Source organism: Plantactinospora sp. ZYX-F-223, from assembly GCF_039649625.1.
Lineage (GTDB): Bacteria > Actinomycetota > Actinomycetes > Mycobacteriales > Micromonosporaceae > Plantactinospora.
This window is the reverse complement of the sequence record NZ_JBDJAV010000029.1, coordinates 15,557-34,952: the sequence shown is the minus strand read 5'-3', so window position 1 is coordinate 34,952 and position 19,396 is coordinate 15,557. Positions and strand designations below refer to the sequence as shown.

14 protein-coding genes and 1 riboswitch are annotated in these 19,396 nt (G+C 74.2%); of the genes, 9 read left to right on the top strand and 5 right to left on the bottom strand.

Annotation, left to right across the window (positions count from 1 at the left end):
* Positions 1–250 precede the first annotated feature (250 nt).
* The gene (locus tag AAH979_RS27005; protein ID WP_346261012.1) at positions 251–2,416 is read left to right on the top strand and encodes an ATP-dependent DNA helicase; all 2,166 of its coding nucleotides are present in this window, start codon (positions 251–253) and stop codon (positions 2,414–2,416) included.
* 58 nt (positions 2,417–2,474) lie between these two features.
* Here AAH979_RS27005 and AAH979_RS27000 read toward each other — a convergent pair whose 3' ends face one another.
* A complete protein-coding gene (locus AAH979_RS27000) occupies positions 2,475–3,809 on the bottom strand; it encodes an AI-2E family transporter (protein ID WP_346260936.1) in 1,335 nt (444 codons plus the stop codon).
* A 64-nt stretch (positions 3,810–3,873) separates the two neighbouring features.
* On the opposite strand from AAH979_RS27000, the gene AAH979_RS26995 reads away from it, so the two are divergent.
* Positions 3,874–4,212, top strand: coding sequence for a co-chaperone GroES (locus tag AAH979_RS26995; RefSeq protein WP_346260935.1), 339 nt, complete (start codon positions 3,874–3,876; stop codon positions 4,210–4,212).
* Between the two features lie 157 nt (positions 4,213–4,369).
* Here the strand turns inward: AAH979_RS26995 and AAH979_RS26990 are convergent, their stop codons facing one another.
* Positions 4,370–5,941 (bottom strand): PrsW family intramembrane metalloprotease, encoded by a 1,572-nt coding sequence (locus AAH979_RS26990; RefSeq protein WP_346260934.1) that lies wholly within the window; start codon positions 5,939–5,941, stop codon positions 4,370–4,372.
* A gap of 66 nt (positions 5,942–6,007) precedes the next feature.
* Positions 6,008–6,129, top strand: a riboswitch (SAM riboswitch).
* 170 nt (positions 6,130–6,299) lie between these two features.
* Here AAH979_RS26990 and AAH979_RS26985 point away from each other — a divergent pair.
* The gene (locus AAH979_RS26985) at positions 6,300–7,496 is read left to right on the top strand and encodes an aminotransferase class V-fold PLP-dependent enzyme (protein ID WP_346261011.1); all 1,197 of its coding nucleotides are present in this window, start codon (positions 6,300–6,302) and stop codon (positions 7,494–7,496) included.
* 1 nt (position 7,497) lies between these two features.
* On the opposite strand, the gene AAH979_RS26980 is transcribed toward AAH979_RS26985, so the two are convergent.
* A complete protein-coding gene (locus AAH979_RS26980; RefSeq protein ID WP_346260933.1) occupies positions 7,498–8,730 on the bottom strand; it encodes an FUSC family protein in 1,233 nt (410 codons plus the stop codon).
* A 175-nt stretch (positions 8,731–8,905) separates the two neighbouring features.
* On the opposite strand from AAH979_RS26980, the gene AAH979_RS26975 reads away from it, so the two are divergent.
* Positions 8,906–10,300: an FAD-linked oxidase C-terminal domain-containing protein gene (locus AAH979_RS26975; RefSeq protein WP_346260932.1), complete on the top strand. Its 1,395-nt coding sequence runs from the start codon at positions 8,906–8,908 to the stop codon at positions 10,298–10,300.
* Positions 10,301–10,388: 88 nt separating this feature from the next.
* Here the strand turns inward: AAH979_RS26975 and AAH979_RS26970 are convergent, their stop codons facing one another.
* Positions 10,389–12,218, bottom strand: coding sequence for a glycerol-3-phosphate dehydrogenase/oxidase (locus AAH979_RS26970; RefSeq protein WP_346260931.1), 1,830 nt, complete (start codon positions 12,216–12,218; stop codon positions 10,389–10,391).
* A gap of 139 nt (positions 12,219–12,357) precedes the next feature.
* Here AAH979_RS26970 and AAH979_RS26965 point away from each other — a divergent pair, with 139 nt between their 5' ends.
* The 5 genes from AAH979_RS26965 to AAH979_RS26945 all read left to right on the top strand — a co-directional run bounded on the left by AAH979_RS26965 (position 12,358) and on the right by AAH979_RS26945 (position 17,521).
* Complete coding sequence (locus tag AAH979_RS26965; protein ID WP_346260930.1) at positions 12,358–13,107, top strand: hypothetical protein; 750 nt, start codon at positions 12,358–12,360, stop codon at positions 13,105–13,107.
* Positions 13,100–13,450: a transcriptional regulator gene (locus AAH979_RS26960; protein ID WP_346260929.1), complete on the top strand. Its 351-nt coding sequence runs from the start codon at positions 13,100–13,102 to the stop codon at positions 13,448–13,450. Before AAH979_RS26965 ends, AAH979_RS26960 begins: the two co-directional genes overlap by 8 nt.
* A 62-nt stretch (positions 13,451–13,512) precedes the next feature.
* Complete coding sequence (locus AAH979_RS26955; protein ID WP_346260928.1) at positions 13,513–16,131, top strand: S8 family serine peptidase; 2,619 nt, start codon at positions 13,513–13,515, stop codon at positions 16,129–16,131.
* Between the two features lie 76 nt (positions 16,132–16,207).
* Positions 16,208–17,173, top strand: coding sequence for a GNAT family N-acetyltransferase (locus AAH979_RS26950; RefSeq protein WP_346260927.1), 966 nt, complete (start codon positions 16,208–16,210; stop codon positions 17,171–17,173).
* A gap of 90 nt (positions 17,174–17,263) precedes the next feature.
* The gene (locus AAH979_RS26945) at positions 17,264–17,521 is read left to right on the top strand and encodes a hypothetical protein (RefSeq protein WP_346260926.1); all 258 of its coding nucleotides are present in this window, start codon (positions 17,264–17,266) and stop codon (positions 17,519–17,521) included.
* A gap of 51 nt (positions 17,522–17,572) precedes the next feature.
* On the opposite strand, the gene groL is transcribed toward AAH979_RS26945, so the two are convergent.
* Positions 17,573–19,195: a chaperonin GroEL gene (gene groL, locus AAH979_RS26940; protein ID WP_107257537.1), complete on the bottom strand. Its 1,623-nt coding sequence runs from the start codon at positions 19,193–19,195 to the stop codon at positions 17,573–17,575.
* Between the last annotated feature and the right edge of the window lie 201 nt (positions 19,196–19,396).

Below are 19,396 nucleotides of genomic sequence, written 5' to 3'. Positions count from 1 at the left end.
AGGCGTCGAAATCGACAACATCATCCGGGCCCGCACCCTGGTCCGGGCACCGATCCGGCCGGGCCGTGGACCCGCCGGGGCGAGGCGGCGCGGCGGTGTCGGGTTCGGCGGGTACGGTCGCACGGTGACCGTGCCCGCCACCGACGCCAGCGCCCCCACCCTGATCGACTCCGAGGCGGCGGACTCCGGCCGTCCCCCGGCGCCCCGGTCCCGCCGACGGCGCCGAGGCGACCGCCCCAGCGGCGCGGAGCTGCTCGCCGCGGCGGTCGGTGCGGTGCCGGGCGGCAACGCCCGGCCGGGCCAGCAGCAGATGGCGACCGCGATCGAGGAGAGCATCCTCTCCGGCGAGCACCTGCTGGTGCAGGCCGGCACCGGCACCGGCAAGTCGCTGGCGTACCTCGCCCCGGCGCTGACCGTCGACGGCCCGGTGGTGGTCTCCACGGCCACCCTCGCGCTCCAGTCCCAGCTCGTCGACCACGACCTGCCCCGGCTGGCCGACGCGGTCACCCCGGTCCTCGGCCAGCGGCCGACCTTCGCGGTGCTGAAGGGCCGGCACCACTACCTCTGCCTGGCCCGGCTGGAGAACTCCACAGAGGACGAGCCGGAGGACGCCCTCTTCGACACGCCGGGCCGGGGCGGTGGCGGGACGAAGTGGCTCGGCGAGGCGGGCCGGCTGGGCAAGCAGATCGAGCGGATCCGGGACTGGGCGATGGAGACCGGGACCGGCGACCGCGACGAGCTCGACCCGGGCGTCGACGACCAGGCGTGGCGACTGGTCTCGATGCCGGCCCGGGAGTGTGTCGGCGCCGCCCGCTGCCCGTACGGCACCGAGTGCTTCGCCGAGGCGTCCCGGGCCCGGGCCCGGGAGGCGGACGTGGTGGTGACCAACCACAGCCTGCTCGCCGTCGACATGCTCGCCGGCCGGCACATCGTGCCGCCGCACAAGCTGCTGGTGATCGACGAGGCGCACGAGCTGGCCGACCGGGTCTCCTCGGCTGCCCAGGCGGAACTGATTCCGGAGCTGATCGACCGGGCCGCCCGGCGGAGCCGGCCCCTGCTCACCCCGGAGTTGGCCGAATCGCTGGTGGCGGCCGGCGACTCGCTGGCGGTCGGGCTCGCCGAGGCACCGGCCGGGCGGATCACCGGCGAGCTGCCGGCCCCGCTGCGCGAGGCGTGCACGCTGCTGGACGCGGCGACCCGGGCGGCACTGGAGAAGATCGGCGACGTCAAGGCCGACGATCCCGACCCGGTCCGCAAGCAGCAGGCCAAGGCCGTACTCGACGACCTGTCGAAGACCGCCCAGCGGCTGCTGGAGGAGGCCGACCACGACGTGGCCTGGGTGGAGAAGCCGGACGGCGGCGGCGCGGGCCGGCGGGCCCTGGTCGTCGCCCCGCTCTCCGTGGCCGGCACCCTCGCCACCCACCTGTACGAGGACCGCACCGTCGTCGCCACCTCGGCCACGCTCGCCCTCGGCGGCCGGTTCGACACCGTGGCCCGGGCCCTCGGGCTGGCCGCCCCGGCGGACCCGGGAGTCGATCCGACCCGTCCGCACCCCCGGGCGGCGGCGCTGCGCACCGTACGACCCGACGCGGCGCCACCCGGTGCCGGGGCGGCCCGGGCGGGGCAGCCGAGCGCCGAGGACCAGCCCGGGGCCGCTCACCGGGACACCGCCTCGAAACCGGACCCCTCGAAAGTGGACTCCTCGAAGGCGGGCTCTGCCAAGGCGGATGGGTCGGGGGGTGACGCCGGCTGGCGTTCACTCGACGTCGGATCCCCGTTCGACTACCCGCGCCAGGGCATCCTCTACGTCGCCGCACACCTGCCCCGGCCCAGCGCCTCGGGCCTGCCGGCGGCGGCCGGTGAGGAACTGCTCGGGCTGGTGGGCGCGCTCGGCGGCCGTACCCTGGGGCTGTTCTCGTCCCGCCGGGCCGCGTTGCAGGCCGCCGAGCTGCTCCGGGCCCGTACCGACCTGCCGATCCTGCTCCAGGGCGAGGAGGCGCTGCCGCTGCTGGTCCGCCGGTTCCGGCAGGAGCGGGCGAGCTGCCTGTTCGGGGTGATGTCGCTCTGGCAGGGCGTGGACGTGCCCGGCGACTCCTGCCAGCTCGTGGTGATCGACCGGCTGCCGTTCCCGCGCCCGGACGAGCCGCTGGCGGCGGCCCGGGCCGCGGCCGTGGACGCGTCGGGCGGCTCGGGCTTCGCCTCGGTGAGCGTGCCGATCGCCGCCGTACGCCTGGCCCAGGGAGTCGGCCGGCTGATCCGGTCGACCGGCGACAAGGGCGTGGTGGCGGTACTCGACTCCCGGCTGGAGACCGCCCGGGGGTACGGCGCGTTCCTGCGGAAGTCGCTGCCGCCGTTCTGGTACACCACCCGGCCGGAGGTCGCCCGGGGCGCCCTGGAGCGGCTCGGCAAGTCCTGACCGCAACCGCCACCGACCGGCGCGACCGGGACCGACCGGCCTTCGCGGCGACTACGCGCTAGGGGGCCTTCGCGGCGACCACCACGGCGTCCGGCGGCACCTCCGGCGGCCGGCGGTGCGCGAGTCGACGGACCGCGGTGTTGAGCACCGCGATCAGCGGTACCGAGACCAGTGCGCCGACGATGCCGGCCAGCACCACCCCGGCGGCGATGCCGACGATCACCGCGAGCGGGTGGATCGCCACCGCCCGACCCATGATCAGCGGTTGCAGGATGTGCCCCTCGACCTGCTGGACCCCGATCACCACGCCGAGGATGATCAGCGCGCTCACCCAGCCGCTGTCGACCAGGGCCACCAGCACCGCCACCGCACCGGAGAGGGTGGCCCCGACGATCGGGATGAACGCGCCGAGGAAGACCAGCGCGGCCAGCGGAAACGCGAACGGGATGTCGAAGATCACCAGGAAGATGCCGATCCCGACCGCGTCGATGAACGCGACGAGTACGGTCGCCCGGACGTACGCGACCAGCGTCGCCCAGGAGGCCCGGCCGGCGTCGTCGACCCGCCACCGGGCGGCCAGCGGGAGCAGCCGGACGAGGAAACGCCAGATCTTCTCGCCGTCCCGGAGGAAGAAGAAGGTGGCGAAGAGCACCAGCAGCGCCCCGGTGAGCAACTCGGCCACGGTCGCGGCGGTGGAGACCGCCCCGCTGGTCAACGCCTGAGTGTTCTCGTTGATCCACTGCTCGCCCTGCTCGATGTACGAGTTGAGCTGGTTGTCCGACAGGTGCAGCGGACCGGTCTTCAGCCACTCCTGGATCTGCCGGATGCCGCTGGTGGCGTTGCGGCTCAGGTCCGGTACGCCCTGGATGAACTCGTTGACCACCAGGGTGAGCGTGCCGACCACGGCGGCCAGGCCGGCGACCAGCACCACCGCGGTGGCCAGGGACCGCGGGAAGCGGGCCCGCAGCAGCAGGCTGACCAGCGGGGCCAGCAGGGCGGAGAGCAACAGGGCGATCGCCAACGGAATGATCACGATCCGGATCGTGCCGACCACCCGCAGCAGCGCCCAGGCGACGAGACCGATCACGATCAGTCGCCACGACCAGGCGGCGGCGATCCGCAGCGCGTGCGGTACGTCCGCGTCGTCCCGGCTCGACGTCGACGGGTGCAGGTCGGCGACCGGTTCACCCCCGGCCGGCGTCGACGCGGGCGCCGGCTCGGGCGCGGCCGTCGGACGGCTCCGCACCGGACCGGCTCCCCCGGACGAGCCCGGCGACCGCCCGGACGCGTACGCGTTACGGATCCTTGCTCGTAGCTGCTCGAAACGGCGCAAGCGCACCTCCCACGGCGGAATCGGCCTTCCTACGGTAGCCGTACCAGCACGGGCCGGCACGGTGCGGCCGGCGGGGTGACGGCCACCAACCTGCCTGGTGGCGGCACACGGTACCGTTCCGGTCGTGACCGCCGAGGAAAACAACGACAACGGCCTGCCCATCCGCCTGCTGCACGACAGGGTGCTGGTCCGGGCGGACGGCGGCGAGGGCGAGCGCCGCTCGACCGCCGGCATCGTCATCCCGGCGACCGCCTCGATGGGGCGGCGGCTGGCCTGGGCGACCGCGGTGGGTGTCGGTCCGAACGTGCGTTCCATCGTCTCCGGTGACCGGGTGCTCTTCGACCCCGACGACCGGTCCGAGGTCGAACTGCACGGCCGGGAGTACGTCCTGCTCCGCGAGCGCGACGTGCACGCGGTGGCCGCCCGGCGGGTGGAGACCGACTCCACCGGCCTCTACCTGTGACGCGCCGTTCCGCCCGCGCCCACTGACGACCGACCCGCTCAGTGAACCTTTTTCAACCTCCCCTTGCGGTCCGACGGACCGCAAGGTCGGACGCGGTGCCCGAGCGCCGCGCGGTTCAGGTTGAAAAAGGTTCAGTGTCCCGGCGGGGCGGACCCGCTCAGCGCCGGTACGGGTCCGGCCAGGACCCGACCGGCCCGGGGCCGAGTGCGGGTGCGGGTGGCCCGCCGTACGGGCCCGGTGTGCCGGGGTAAGGGGATGGCGGCCCGCCGTATCCCGGGGGTGGATAGCCGGGGCCGACCGGAGCCAGCGGGCGCGGCGGCGCCACCAGGACCACCGGGATCGGCACCACCGGCTCAGCCGGAGCCGGCAGGCTCCGGCGGGAGCCGTCCGGGAACGACAGGTGGTATCGGGAGCCGTCCCAGATGCCGGCCGGTGCCTGCGGATCGCGCCCCACGAAGACCTTGCGGGCGGCCTGGATCGCGTCGAGCAGCCGGCGTTCCTCGGCGAGCCGCCCGGCGAGCCGCTCCGGCCGGCGCTCCAGCCCGCGCACCAGCCCGTCGCGGAGCAGGGCGAGCCGGGTCGCCGAGATCTGGAACGCCCGCATCGCCTTGACCCCCTCGTCACCGGCGATCCGCCGGGCCCAGCGCCGGGCCGCGTGCCGCCGGCCGAGGGTGCCGAGCGCGGCCAGCTCGGGCGGGGTGAGCCACCCCGTCGACACGTAGTCGGGGAGCCGGCGTTGGGTGAGCCGCCCCTCCCAGCTACGGACCCAGACGGCCAGGCCGACCACGCCCAGAAAAATCGGCACCATCAGTCCGAGGTAGCTGTAGAGCAGGATCAGCGGCTCCCCGGAGAGCTGGGTGAGAGTCGCGGCCAGGTTCCAGGCGCCGTGCAGCATCATCGCCAGCAGCAGGCCGGCGAGCGGGGCGAGGATCCGGATCGGGCGGCTGGCCGACCGGACGGCGATGCCGAGCCCGATCCCGGTCATCGAGGTGAAGAGCGGGTGCGCGAAGCCGCTGATCAGGACCCGCAGGATGAAGATGCCGAAGACGTTCTGCGCACCGGTGGCCGGGCCGTACTGGTCGACGCCTTCGGCATAGCCGTGCAGGCCGAAGTAGAGGATGTTCTCGACCATGGCGAAACCGACCGCTGACAGGCCACAGTAGACGATGCCGTCGGTGATCCCGGACCACTTGCGGCGCTGGTAGAGCAGGAGCAGGAGCGGCCCGAGCGCCTTGGTCAGCTCCTCGATGAAGGGCGCGACCAGCACCCCGACCACCGGGAGGGGCAGTTCCAGGGTGTCGGCCGCGAAGGTGTTGGTCCGCAGTGCGGCGAAGGTGGAGACCGCCGCGCCCCAGCCCAGGCAGAAGGCGAGATACTTGACCGGCTCCGGGTCGTACCGGTCGAGCCAGAGGAAGCAGGCGACCAGCACCGGCACCGGCAGCGCCGCCGCGGCCAGCCCGATCAGCGGCGGCGTGACCCCGGCCGGCGACACCAGCTCCCAGGCCATCAGCACCGCGCAGACGACGATGAGCGTGATCGCCCCGATCACCGTCAGCAGACGGGCCAGGCTCCGCCGCTCGGACGTCGCCGCCACCTCCGGCACGGTGCCCTGCGCCACCTCCGGCACGGTGCCGGCCGGCTGCGGGAATTGCTGCGCCGGGGCGGGCGGCCACGGCGGAGTCGGCGACGGCGGCTGGGGCGCCGCCGCACCGGGCGGGGTGTCGGCCATGTGATCAGCGTAGTTCCTCCGGACAGCCGGGCCGGACCACATCCGGCCCGGCTATGCTTCCTGGCAGGTCACGAGTGCCAGCGTCCAAGCCCCGGCTTGCTGGCCGGCAACCCTCGTCGAGGTTCGCGGTGGGGTGCCCCGGGTGATGACCGGGCTCGGTGCACGTCCGCACCGGGCAAGCGCGGACCCCGTTCCCGCCCGACTCCGGGGTCCCTGGACACCGGAGGTATGCCCGATGAGCACCAGCCTCGTTTCCGTGCCCGCCCGGCCGACCGGCGCGGCCACGTCAAACACGCGGACCGCGCCGGCAACGCCGGGCGTCACAGCGGCCGGGGTCGCCGCGACCGGACCGCTCGGGATGCTCGGGGTGCCGGGACAGGTCAACCTCGACTACGCCGCCACCGCGCCGTGCGCGCGGGCCGCCGCCGACGCGGTGGCCGAACTGCTGCCCTGGTACGGCAGCGTGCACCGGGGCGCCGGGGCGCTCTCCCGGCGCAGCACGCTGGCGTACGAGCGGGCCCGGCAGGATGTCGGCGACTTCCTCGGGGTACGCGCGGGCGACCACGTCGTCTTCACCCGCAACACCACGGACGCGCTCAACCTGCTGGCCCGGGCCCTGCCGCCCGGCGCCCGGGTGGTGACCTTCGCGGCCGAGCACCACGCCAACCTGCTGCCCTGGCCCGCCGGTACGGTCCGGCTGCCGGTGCCCGGCTCGGCCGGGGACGCCGTCCGGGCGGTCGACGCGGCGCTGCGGGAACTGCGCCGGGGCAGCGGCGGCGGCGCACCGATCCTGGTCACGGTGACCGGGGCCAGCAACGTCACCGGCGAGTGCTGGCCGGTCGCCGAACTGGCCCGGGTCGCCCACCGGCACGGCGCGCGGATCGCGCTGGACGCCGCCCAGCTCGCCCCGCACGCCGAACTGGACATCACCGCCCTGGCGGTCGACTACGTGGCCGTTTCCGGACACAAGCTGTACGCGCCGTTCGGGATCGGCGTACTGGCCGGACGGGCCGACTGGCTGGACGCCGCCCCGCCGTACCTGGCCGGTGGCGGGGCGACTCTCGGGGTCGGGGCGGCCACCCATGACGTGCGCTGGGCCGACGGGCCCGGCCGGCACGAGGCCGGCACCCCCAACCTGCTCGGCGCGGTGGCGCTGGCCGCGGTCTGCGCCGCCCTGTCCGAGGCGGACCGCGACGCGCTGTACGCACACGAGCAGGCCCTGCTCACCCGGCTGCGGTCCGGGCTCGCCGCCCTGCCGGACGTGGTCGAACTGCGTACCTTCGACGCGGACGCGCCCCGGGTCGGCATCGTGTCGTTCGTGGTCGCCGGCCGGGACTCGGCGACGGTCGCGGCCGACCTCGCCCAGCACTGGCAGATCGGGCTGCGGGACGGGCTGTTCTGTGCGCATCCGCTGGCCCGGCGGCTGCTCGCCGAGGCGGCGACCCGGAGCGGGCGGCGCGACCTGCCGCCGACCGCACTGCGCGCGAGCATCGGGCTGGGCAGCACCGCCGCGCAGGTCGACCGGCTGCTCACCGCCCTGTCCGCCATCCGCTGAGCTACCGTGCGGGGCCCGCCTCCGAGGAGGGGGTGTCGGAGGGCCGGTCCGAGGCTCTGGTCCCGGGCTGCCGGGCGGCCTCCGCGGCGGCCTCGCCGGCATGCCCGCCCGCCGCCCGGCGGACGAGCTGGTTCGCCTCCAGCCGCTCGATGCCGGTGGCCCGGAGCAGGTCACTGCCGGTGGTACGCACCTGTGCGATCACCACGCTGCCGGAGAACCCGACGCCCTCGGCGTACGCCCGACCGGCCTGGCCGATCGCCTGCAACGCCTGTTCCCGGGCTGCCTCCGGGCGTACCCCGAGCCCGAGGTCCTTGCGCAGCAGCCGTACCGCCTCGGCGAGCAGCGCCACCGCGTTCGACATCTCCTCCGGGATCGGCTCATCGTCCTCCAGCGCGGTGACCGCCCGCCGGATCAGGGTCCCGCTGTTGTGCACGGCGTGCTCGATGTACTCGGAACTCTCCACGTACTGGGTCAGCGCTCCCCGGCGGTGCCAGCGCACCGGTGACAGGATCGACGTCTCCCGGCCGCCCTCCAGCGCCTCCTCGAAGCCCTGGAGGTGCCGCTCCACCTCGCGCAGCCGGTCCAGCGCGGCCTGCGCCCGGGGCGCGTCCCGGGACTTGATCGCCTCCGCCGTCTCGGAGAGTTCCTCGGTGAGCCGGCCCAGCGCCGGCCGGGCCGCCCGGTCCACCACGCGTAACGGGTTCAACGGCAGCACCAGTGCGATCACCACGAGCCCGGCGAAGCCGCCGATCAGCGCGTCGATGACCCGGGGCGACTCGATGTTGGCCTCGTGCGGCATGTCGACGGTCACGATCAGCACGGCGGTCGCCGCCGCCTGGGTCACCACCGCCGGACCGCCGCCGAGGAAGATGGTCACCACGATCGCCAGGAACACGATGACGCCGAGCTGCCAGGGCCCGGTGCCGGCGGCGAAGACCAGGGCGTCGCCGAGCCCGATGCCGACCGCCACACCGATGATCAGCTCGACGGTCCGGCGGAGCCGCTGGCCGACCGAGGAGGCGAGGGTACCGATCGCGGAGATCGGTGCGAAGACCGGCGACGGGTTGCCCAGGAACTCGTGCGAGCCGACCCAGGCCAGCGCGGCCGCCACCCCCGCCTGGAGGGCCAGCACCAGGTTGAACCGCACGGCGTGCCAGCGGTCCCGTACGGTGGCCCGGGACCGTTGTCGGAACTCCTTCGCCAGGTTGGCGATCCGCTCCCGATCGAGCTCCACGGGCGTTTTGGCCACGGTGTCCCGGACGGAGCGCATGGCGGGGACTACCCACTGACGAACCCGCCGAACCCGTCCGGAGGGCAACTGTGCCGGCCGACGGCGGTGGTCCGAGGTGTCCCCGGACGGCCGGAAACGGCCGTGGTCGGCGTACTCCCGGGCGGCTAGCCTGCCAGGCATGCCGGATCTTCTCGACGACCTGCGGGCGGCGCTCGGCGAGTCCGCCGTACTGACCGATCCCGACCTGCTCCGCGGCCACCAGCGTGACGAGGCCGACCTCTGCGTGGCCGGCATGCCGGCCGTGGTGGTCCGGCCCCGGACCACCGAGGAGGTGGTCGCGGTGGTCCGGGCGGCGGCCGCCTACCGGGTACCGGTGGTACCGCAGGGGGCCCGGACCGGACTGGCCGGTGCGGCCAACGCGGTCGACGGAGCCGTGGTGCTCTCCACGGTGTTGATGGACGAGATCCGCGAGGTCGACCCGGTGAACCGGATCGCGGTGGTCCAGCCGGGGGTGGTCAACGCCACCCTGGCCGGCGCCGTCGCCAAGCACGGCCTGCGCTATCCGCCCGACCCCGGCTCCTGGGAGTCGTCCACCATCGGCGGCAACGTGGCGACCAACGCGGGCGGGATGTGCTGCGTCAAGTACGGCGTGACGACCGAGTACATCCTCGGTCTGGAGGTGGTGCTGGCCGACGGCGAGATACTGCGCACCGGACGGCGTACCGCCAAGGGGGTCGCCGGATACGACCTGACCCGGCTCTTCGTCGGCTCGGAGGGCACCCTCGGGGTGATCACCGAGGTGACCGTCTCGCTCCGCCCGGCCGCCGAGGAGTCGCTGACCCTGGTCGCGGTCTTTCCGTCGACCACCGCCGCCGGCCGGGCGGTCGCGGAGATCTCCGCCCGGGGGCTCAGCCCGAGCCTGCTGGAGTTGCTGGACCGCACCCACCTCGGCGCGATCGAGGCGTACCGGCCGATGGGGTTGCGGACCGACGCCGAGGCGCTGCTGCTGGCCGCCGCCGACACCGGCACCCGGGCCGCCGCCGACCTCGCGGTACTGGCCGAGGTCTGCACGGCGAGCGGCGCCGACGAGGTCTTCGCCGCCACCGACGCGGAGGAGGCGGCCGCGCTGCTGGCGGCCCGTCGGCTGGCGCACCCGGCGATGGAACGGTTCGCCGCCGACAGCTATCCGGACGGCAACGGCGGGCTGGTCATCGACGACGTGGCCGTACCCCGGGATGCGCTGGCGGCGCTGCTCGACGGGGTGGCCCGGATCTCCGCCGAGTACGACGTGCCGATCGGCGTGGTCGGGCACGCCGGGGACGGCAACATGCATCCGAACATCGTGGTCGACCGGGCCGACCCGGCGAACCTGGAGCGGGGCCGACGAGCGTTCGACGCGATCATGGAACTCGGTCTCTCGCTCGGCGGCACCTGCACCGGCGAGCACGGGGTCGGCCTGCTGAAACGGGACTGGCTGGCCCGGGAGATCGGGCCGGTGGGCCTGCGGGTGCACCGGGCCGTCAAGGACGCGCTCGACCCGACCGGGCTGCTCAACCCCGGCAAGGTGCTGTGACCGCCGGGGCCGCCGGGTCGCCGCCCGGCGGCCCCGGCGACGCCCCCACGCTCCCCCGGCTTGCCGGACCGGCGGCACACGGAACCGGTCAGCCGGACAACTCCACCCCGTCGAGGCCGGCGCCGGCGCCCCGGTCGAAGGCGAAACCGCGGACGTCCGGCGCCCCCAGCCGGGCGGCGTCGGCGGTGGCGTCGTCCGGCATCCGCTGGGACTGCCGTTCCGCCTGCACCCGGGCGAGGTAGTGCTCGATCTCGCGGGCCCGGACCGGGGCGTCCCAGCCGAGCACCCGGCCCATGATCTCGGCTGCCTGCTCGGCCGACTCGACGCCCCGGTGCGGCGTCTCGAACGAGATCCGGGTACGCCGGGTCAGCACATCGTCGAGGTGCAGCGCCCCCTCGGCCCGGGCCGCGTACGCCACCTCGGCGGCGAGGTATTCCGGGGCTCCGGCCAGCGGGGAGCCGAGCAGCGGGTCGGCGTCGACCATGTCCAGCAGGTGGGTGGTGAGGTTGCCGTACCGCTCCAGCAGGTGTTCGACCACCCCGGCCGGTACGCCGTGCCGGCGGGCCAGGTCGGCCCGGTCCCGCCACAGCGCGGCGTAGCCGTCGGCGCCGAGCAGCGGCAGGTCGGCGGTGCGGGACGGGCGTACCCCGCCGAGCCGGCGGGCGGCCCGGTCGACCACGTCGGCGGCCATCACCCGGTACGTCGTGTATTTGCCGCCGGCCACCAGCAGCAGCCCGAGCATCGGCTCGTAGACCGCGTGCTCCCGGGAGAGCTTGGAGGTCGAGTCCGCCTCGCCGCTGAGCAGTGGGCGCAGCCCGGCGTAGACGCCCTCGATGTCGGCGGTGGTGAGCGGCCGGTCCAGCACGCTGTTGACCTGGTCGAGCAGGTAGTCGATGTCCCGGGCCGAGGCCGCCGGATGGGCCCGGTCGAGCCGCCAGTCGGTGTCGGTGGTGCCGATGATCCAGTGCCCGCCCCACGGGATCACGAAGAGCACCGAGGTCGGGGTACGCAGGATCAGCCCGGCCTCGCCGGTGATCGCCGAGCGGGGCACCACCAGGTGCACCCCCTTGGAGGCGCGGACCCGCAGGCCGCGCCGCACCCCGACGTCACCGAGCAGTTCGGACATGTCGTCGCTCCACACCCCGGTGGCGGCGATGACGGTGCGGGCGCGTACCTCGAACTCGGCGTCCGGGGAGCCGGGCGGTGCCTCCATGTCCCGGACCCGTACCCCGGTCACCTCGCGGGCCTGCCGGGTCAGGCCGACGACGCGGGCGCTGGTCACCATCGCCGCGCCGAGGCTGGCCGCGGTGCGGGCCAGGGTGACCACCAGGCGGGCGTCGTCGACCTGCCCGTCGTAGTAGCGGATGGCCCCGGCGATGGCGTCGGCGCGCAGGCTGGGGAAGGTCCGCCGGGCTCCCTCGCGGGTGAGGTGCCGGTGCAGCGGCATCCCCCGCCCGCCGCCGAAGATCCCGGCGAAGGCGTCGTACGTCGCGACCCCGGTGCCGTAGTAGGAGCGCCGCCAGGCCCGGCCGGCCAACCCGGCCGGGCCGGTGCCGGGCGGCAACGGGACCAGGATCGGCACCGGGCGCACCAGGTGCGGGGCGAGCCGGGTGGCGAGCAGGCCACGTTCGGTCAGCGCCTCGTGGACCAGGTGGAACTCCAGTTGCTCCAGGTAGCGCAGCCCGCCGTGGATCAGCTTGCTGGACCGGCTGGAGGTGCCGGAGGCGAAGTCGCGGGCCTCGACCAGGGCCACCTTGAGCCCCCGGGAGGCGGCGTCGAGCGCGGCGCCCGCGCCGGTCACCCCACCGCCGATGACGAGTACGTCGAACCGCTCGCTCCGGAGCCGGCGCAGGTCGGCGGCGCGGCGGGACGGGGAGAGCCGGCTGGCCGTGTTCCGGGAAAGGTTGGGGTCACGCACCTGTCCACGGTAGCCGCAGCGGCGACCGGCACGGGCTTTCCGGGTGTCACTTCGGGCGGTGTCGACGGCGGAGGATTGACAGCGGCCGTAGACTTTGCATCGCAGAGTAAAGCGCTGATGCAAAGTTGAGGAGGCGACGATGAGTTCCACCGACGAGGAACGGCCCGCCGAGATCCTGGCCGAGCTGGACCGGCTGCGCAGTCGCACCCGCACCCGGACCCACGGCGGGGCGTGGCTGCCGGCACTCGCCGTCGCCGTGCTGCTGCTGGCCAGCATCGCCCTCTACCGGATGCCCTTCGGGCAGCCGACCGCGCTGCGCATCGACCATCCCTACTGGGCCGGACTCCCCGACGAGCAGCGGCACCCGGTCCTGTCGTACGCCTTCTGGTTCGTCGGCACCCCGCTGCTGATCGCCACGGCCGCCGCCTGGTACACCCTGCGCGCCCGGCGACTCGGCCTGCGGGTCTCCTGGCCGATCTTCGCCGCTGCCGGGCTCGGGGTGCTGCTGCTGCTCGCGGTCCTCGCGGCGGCACCGGAGACGGAGGCTCCGTCCGGTGCGCTGGGCGCAGCACCGGACTGGTTCTGGCCGGGGCTGTTGACCCCGCTGCTCCCGGTCGCGGTGGCCGTACTGGCACTCGCCTGGGCCGAGCACAGCCCGGGTCTCGCCGCCGCCGGGATCTGGATCGCCCTGCTCTCGGTCTGGTTGTGCGGCACGTTCCCACTGGGCTACCTGCCGCCCTGGGTCACCGACATCCTCGGCGGCCAGTCCGGTTCACTCGGCGGCCAACTCTCGCTCCGGCCCGGGCACTACCTTGTGCTGATGGCACTGCCGCTCGTCGTCTTCGCCGCCGTACGCGTGGCCCGCACCAGACACGTCCGCGATGCCTGACGACCGGCCGGCTCCGGCGCATCCGGCACTGGCCCTGGACGACACCGTCCACCAGCGGGTACGCCTCGGCATCCTCACCGTGCTCAGCGAGACCCGGGAGTGCAAGTTCGCCACCCTCCGGGACGAACTGGGGTTGACCGACGGCAACCTCAACCGGCACCTGCGCATCCTCGAACAGGCCGAACTGCTCCGGGTGATCAAGGGGTACGAGGGACGCCGGCCCTGCACGTGGCTGCGGCTCACCCGACAGGGCCGGGCCGCCCTGCGTGCCGAGGTCGCCGCGCTGGAGCAGCTGGTGAGCCGACTGCGCAACGCCACCGCCGAGCCGGAGCCGGAGAGCTAACGCGGTCGTACCGTAGCCGGCCGAGGTCGGCGGTGGGCCGGGCGGCGTCGTACTGTTCGGACATGCAGGATGGTCCGCCACCGCCGCCCGACGAACCGTCCCCGCCGTCCCCGCCCACCCCGCCCTGGCCGCCGGCCCCGCACCAGCCGTGGCCGGCAGTTCCGCACCAACCCTGGTCCGGCGGGCCGCACCCGCCGTGGCCGGCGGCGCGGGTCCGGCCGGTGCCGGTTGCCGGCGGCGGGGTCTGGCCGGTCGTCGCCGCCGCGCTGGTCGGAGTCTGGGCGGTCGGCGTCACCGTCGGCGGCCAGACCGTCGGCTGGCTCGTCGAGCAGGTCCTGCTCGTCTCCGGCCTGGATCGGCAGGACTGGCTGTGGCCGGTGACCGGCGTCGTGACCGCGCTGCTCGTCGGGGTACCGGCCGGACTGCTGGCCGCGCTGCCCCGCTCCCCGGCCGTCCGGGCCGCCGGCCGCGCCTGGCTGCTCGGCGCGATCGCGCTCGGCACGCTCGGGCTGCTCCGGGCGGTACCGCTCACCCTCCCGGAGGTCTATCTCGCCGGGCTGGCCGGGGTGGCCGGACTGGGCGCCCTGCTGATCCGACGCCTCGTCAGCCGGCCGGAGCGGCTCCGGGCAGCGCAGGTCCGGCCGGAGCCGGCCGCGATCGGTCTGGCCGTGGCCGCCGGGCTCGCCCTGCTGCTGCCCTGGGTCTGGGTCGGCGCCCTGGGTGGCGCACTGGAGACGGTGTGCGGGCTGCTCGCCTCGGCCGCGGTGGGCTGGCTGGCCGCCACCGTCCTGGATGGACGTTTCTGGGCCGGTTACGAGCGGTCCGCCCCGAGCGGCAGCGGCGGCCCGGCCCCGGGGCGCCCGGTGGGCGGGGCCCGGTTGGTCCTGGTCGGCGGGCTGGTGGCCGGAGTGACACTGGCGCTGGTCGCGGGCGGGATCGGCCAGTCCGGTGCGCAACTCGGCGCGCTGCTCGTCCTCCCGCCGGCCGGTTTCGCGCTCGCCGCCCTGCGGGTGACCTCCCGGGCCCGGTCGGCGGCCGGGGCCGGCACGCCGGAAGCCGGGCTCCGGCCGGTCGGCTCCGCCCCGGTCGGTTGGCTGGTCGGCGTCGCCGCCGCCGGGCCGCTGACCCTGGTCGATCCGGAGGAGATCACGCTGCTGCTCTCCACCGCCCGGGACGTGCCGTTCTGGGCGGCCATCGCCGCCGCCGGCTCGCTCGCCGTCGCGGTGCTGCTCGGCATCGGGTACGGCGTCGGCCTCGGTCGCCCCGGCGCAGCCACCCCGCGCCGCCCGGTCGCCGCGGCCGTGTCCGGAGTCCTGCTGCTCGCCACCGGCGCGGTGTACGCCGGGCTCGGCTCCCCGGGCTGGCACGGCGAACGGCTCTTCGTGGTGCTCAGGGAGCAGGCGGACCTGACCGGGGTGGTGGCGCAGACCGGCCCGGCCGGTCGGCAGGCCCGGGGTCGGGAGGTGTACCGCCGGCTGGTCGAGACCGCCGAACGGTCCCAGGCGGACCTGCGCCGGGAACTGGACCGTCTGCACCTGGACTACACCCCGTACTACCTGGTCAACGCGGTCGAGGTGGACGGCGGCGCGGCGGTGCGGGCCTGGCTGTCCCGGCGGGCGGACGTCGACCAGGTACTGGTCAGCCAGCGGTTGCGCCCGCTGCCGGCCAGCGGGTCGCCGAGCCGTGGTGCCGAGCCGGCACCGGCCGTACCGAACTGGAACCTCGGCCTTGTCGGCGCGGACCGGGTCTGGTCACAGCTCGGCGTCACGGGCTCGGGCATCGTGGTGGGTGGTTCGGATTCCGGTGTGGACGGCCGGCACCCGGCGCTCTCCGCCGGTTTCCGGGGCGGTGACGACTCCTGGTACGACCCGTGGAACGGCTCCCGCTCCCCCACCGACCTGGGCGGCCATGGTACGCACACCCTGGCCACCGCCGTCGGCCACCAGCGGGTCGGAGTGGCGCCCGGAGCGGAGTGGGTCGGCTGCGTGAACCTCGACCGGAACCTGGGCAACCCCGCGCGCTACCTCGACTGCCTCCAGTTCATGCTGGCGCCGTTCCCGCCCGGTGCCGACCCGTTCACCGGCGGCCGCCCGGACCGGGCACCCCAGGTACTCAGCAACTCGTGGGGCTGCCCGGCGATCGAGGGCTGCGCCCGGGACACCCTCCAGCCGGCCACCTCGGCGCTCGCGGCGGCCGGGATCTTCTTCGTCGCCGCCGCCGGCAACACCGGCTCGTTCTGCGGCTCGGTCGACGACCCGCCCGCACCGTACCCGGACGTCTTCACCGTCGGCGCCGTGGACCGGCAGCGCCGGGTCACCTCCTTCTCCAGCCGTGGCCCGGCGCCCAACGGGTTGCCCAAACCGGACCTGGTCGCGCCCGGCGCCGACGTCCTCTCGGCACTGCCCGGTGGCGGGTACGGCACGCTGAGCGGCACCTCGATGGCGGCCCCGCACCTGGCCGGGGTGGTCGCGTTGATGTGGTCGGCCAACCCGGCGCTGGTCGGCGACCTGGAGACGACCCGGCGCATCCTGCTCGACACCGCCACCCCGGCCGAGCCGACGTTCCAGTCGCGGCAGGACACCGACACCTGCGGCTCGGAACGGAACATCACCGGTGCCGGGCTGGTCGACGCGTACGCGGCGGTCCAGGCCGCCCGACAACTCGGCCAGCCGAACCGGTAGCCGGCGCCCGGTCCCTGGCCCGGCCCGGCTGAACCGGGCCGCGTCGGGTCGGCCGGGCTCGGTATGGTCGGCGACCATGAACGCCGAGCTGTCCCTGACCGAGTTGACCGACGACCAGCTACCCGCAGTGGTGGAACTCTGCCGGGCGGCGCTGGACCTGCCTGACGACTCGGCCGAGGCGGCGGAGATCGTGGCCCGGCTCCGGGACGACTCGCCGCTGCCGGGCGCCGCCGGGCCGCGGCGTACCGTCGGGGTGCTCGGCTGGCAGGACGGCGCGCTCGCCGGGGTCGCGCTCGGCTCGATGGCCGACCGGGGCCCGGACCCGACCGCCGGCCACCTCGACCTGGTCGCGGTGCACCCGGAGCGGCGACGGCGGGGCATCGGCCGCGCCCTGGTGTCGCGGCTGGAGCAGGCGCTCGCCGGGCTCGGCGCGACCCAGGTACGCATCGTCGGCAACCCGCCGCACTACGTCTGGCCCGGCATCGACGTCCGGTACACCCCGGCGGTCTGCACCGCGCTGGCGCTCGGCTACAGCCCGGAGGGGACCGCCTGGAACATGACCGCCGACCTCTCCACCGAGTCCTCTCCGGCGCTGCGCTCCACCGAGGCTGCCGAGCGGCGGCTGGCGGAGCAGGGTGTCACGGTACGCCGGGCCGAGCCGGCCGACCTGGAGATGCTGGCCGGGTTCGCCCGGTCGACCTTCGGCGGCAGTTGGGACGCCGAGCTGCTGCACTCGGTCGGCCGGCAGGGCGCCGGCTGCCACGTCGCCGTCCGTACGCCCACCGGCGGCGGGGCGCCGGAACTGCTCGGCTTCGCCGCGTACGGTTCGTCCCGGCCGAGCTGGTTCGGGCCGATGGGTACCGCGCCCGCCGCTCAGGGACTGGGGATCGGCGGCGTACTGCTCCGCCGGTGCCTACGCGACCAGCGGGCGGCCGGACACCTGCGGGCCGAGATCGGCTGGGTCGGCCCGGTGCCGTTCTACGCGGCCAGCGCCGGGGCGCGGATCGAGCGGGTCTTCTTCCTCTACCGCAAGCAGCTCTAGGAGCCGCTACCGCACACCGCACCAGCAGCGGCTCGCATCGATACCGCGCCATTTACCCGTGTTATCGGTCGCCGCCTCCTACCGTTTGCGGTGGAGGAGGCAGTCATGACAAAAGATGACGAACCGGTTGACGATCTCCATTCGGTCGCCTGGGCGTCCCCGGATCTCTCCGCCCATACCCCGGTGTCCCGGCTCGATTACGGGGACGCCGAGCAGCGGGCGGAAATGGACGGGGTCGACGGCATGTCTCCCGAGGAGCCCGTGGCGCTGGTGGACGCGCCGAGGGCGACCCAGGAACCGTTCAGTCAGGCGCAGAAACGACGCAACCAGCGGCGGATGCCGACATGACGAAGGGGCGGACCGCTGACGCGGCCCGCCCCCACGACGTGGAGCCTGGACTCAGAAGTCCATGTCCCCGCCGCCCGGCGCAGCCGGGGCAGCCGGGGTCTTCTCCGGCTTGTCCGCCACCACAGCCTCGGTGGTCAGGAACAGGGCCGCGATCGACGACGCGTTCTGCAGCGCCGAACGGGTCACCTTGGCCGGGTCGATGATGCCGGCCTGGAGCAGGTCGACGTACTCACCGTTGGCCGCGTTGAGGCCGTGCCCGGCGTCCAGGTTGCGGACCTTCTCGACCACGACGCCGCCCTCAAGGCCGGCGTTGACGGCGATCTGCCGCAGCGGGGCGTCCAGCGCGATCTTGACGATCTGCGCGCCGGTCGCCTCGTCGCCGGCCAGGTCCAGCTTGTCGAAGGCGGTCTTGCCGGCCTGGACCAGCGCGACACCACCACCGGGGACGATGCCCTCCTCGACGGCGGCCTTCGCGTTGCGCACCGCGTCCTCGATGCGGTGCTTGCGCTCCTTCAGCTCGACCTCGGTGGCCGCGCCGACCTTGATCACCGCAACACCGCCGGCCAGCTTGGCCAGGCGCTCCTGCAGCTTCTCGCGGTCGTAGTCGGAGTCGCTCTTCTCGATCTCGGCACGGATCTGGTTGACCCGACCGTTGATCTGGTCGGCGTCGCCGGCACCGTCGACGATGGTGGTCTCGTCCTTGGTCACCACGACCTTGCGGGCCCGGCCCAGCATGTCGAGGCCGACGGCGTCCAGCTTGAGGCCGACCTCCTCGCTGATCGGCTGCCCGCCGGTCAGGATGGCGATGTCGCCCAGCATGGCCTTGCGGCGGTCACCGAAGCCCGGCGCCTTGACGGCGACGGACTTGAAGGTGCCCCGGACCTTGTTGACCACCAGGGTCGCCAGGGCCTCGCCCTCGACGTCCTCGGCGATGATGGCCAGCGGCTTGCCCGACTGCATGACCTTCTCGAGGATCGGCAGCAGGTCCTTGACCGTCGAGATCTTGCTGTTGACGATCAGAATGTACGGGTCGTCGAGCACGGCCTCCATCCGGTCGGGGTCGGTCATGAAGTACCCCGAGATGTAGCCCTTGTCGAAGCGCATACCCTCGGTCAGCTCCAGCTCGAGCCCGAAGGTGTTGCTCTCCTCGACGGTGATGACGCCTTCCTTGCCGACCTTGTCCATCGCCTCGGCGATGATCTCGCCGACGCTGGTGTCACCAGCGGAGATGGAGGCGGTGGAGGCGATCTGCTCCTTGGTCTCGACGTCCTTGGCGAGCTTGCTCAGCTCCTCCGAGACGTTCGCGACGGCGGCCTCGATGCCCCGCTTCAGGGCCATCGGGTTGGCACCGGCCGCGACGTTGCGCAGGCCCTCACGGACCAGCGCCTGGGCGAGGACGGTCGCCGTCGTCGTGCCGTCACCGGCGACGTCGTCGGTCTTCTTGGCGACCTCCTTGACCAGCTCCGCACCGATCTTCTCGTACGGGTCCTCGAGCTCGATCTCCTTGGCGATGCTCACACCATCGTTGGTGATGGTGGGAGCGCCCCACTTCTTCTCGAGCACGACGTTGCGGCCCTTCGGGCCCAGCGTCACCTTTACGGCGTCGGCGAGGGTGTTCATGCCCCGCTCAAGGCCGCGGCGCGCCTCCTCGTCGAACGCGATCATCTTGGCCATACGGCGTTGTCCTCCTGGACACTCACGGCCGCCGGAGCCTGTTGACCCCGACCTGCCGCCTGATTACGCACCTTCGGACGTCACTACGGCACTGGCGGACGGGGCCGCCGACACCCGTGGGTGCCTGCTCTGCTCCGTCGCGCTGTGCGACAGTGACGTCCGCCGGCCGGGCCGGACAGCCCGCGACGACCGGCCATGTGC

Bases quoted from the DNA above. Each gene is read 5' to 3' on its own strand.
- AAH979_RS26990 (WP_346260934.1), bottom strand. From the start codon at position 5,941: ATGGCCGACACCCCGCCCGGTGCGGCGGCGCCCCAGCCGCCGTCGCCG.
- AAH979_RS26985 (WP_346261011.1), top strand. From the start codon at position 6,300: ATGCTCGGGGTGCCGGGACAGGTCAACCTCGACTACGCCGCCACCGCG.
- AAH979_RS26975 (WP_346260932.1), top strand. From the start codon at position 8,906: ATGCCGGATCTTCTCGACGACCTGCGGGCGGCGCTCGGCGAGTCCGCC.
- AAH979_RS26965 (WP_346260930.1), top strand. From the start codon at position 12,358: ATGAGTTCCACCGACGAGGAACGGCCCGCCGAGATCCTGGCCGAGCTG.
- AAH979_RS26960 (WP_346260929.1), top strand. From the start codon at position 13,100: ATGCCTGACGACCGGCCGGCTCCGGCGCATCCGGCACTGGCCCTGGAC.
- AAH979_RS26955 (WP_346260928.1), top strand. From the start codon at position 13,513: ATGCAGGATGGTCCGCCACCGCCGCCCGACGAACCGTCCCCGCCGTCC.
- AAH979_RS26950 (WP_346260927.1), top strand. From the start codon at position 16,208: ATGAACGCCGAGCTGTCCCTGACCGAGTTGACCGACGACCAGCTACCC.
- groL (WP_107257537.1), bottom strand. From the start codon at position 19,195: ATGGCCAAGATGATCGCGTTCGACGAGGAGGCGCGCCGCGGCCTTGAG.